Origin of the sequence: Gilvimarinus algae, assembly GCF_030518215.1 — a bacterium.
Taxonomy (GTDB): domain Bacteria; phylum Pseudomonadota; class Gammaproteobacteria; order Pseudomonadales; family Cellvibrionaceae; genus Gilvimarinus; species Gilvimarinus algae.
Map to the genome: position 1 here is coordinate 1 of NZ_JAULRT010000037.1, position 321 is coordinate 321.

Annotated in this window: 1 protein-coding gene; it reads left to right on the forward strand. The window is 62.6% G+C overall.

The genetic code is table 11. The features are described from left to right. The coding region (locus tag QWI16_RS06145) for a response regulator (RefSeq protein ID WP_302711907.1) at positions 1-321 on the forward strand (321 nt) is incomplete at both ends.

The following is a 321-nucleotide window of genomic DNA, read 5'->3' on the forward strand; positions in this document are numbered from 1 at the left end:
TCAAAGCCGAAAACGGCGAAGAGGGCCTGATCATGGTGGACGAGGAAACGCCCGATATCATCGTGCTGGACTGGATGTTGCCGAATGTGTCCGGGATCGAGGTTTGCCGCCGCCTGAAGACCAAAAGCGAAACCCGCGCGATCCCGATCCTGATGCTCTCGGCCCGCTCCGAGGAAGTGGACAAGGTGCGCGGGCTGGAAACAGGTGCGGATGACTATGTGGTCAAGCCTTACTCGGTGATCGAGCTGATGGCCCGCGTCCGCGCTCAGCTGCGCCGCACGCGCCCCGCCACCGTGGGCGAACGGCTGGAGTTCGAGGATA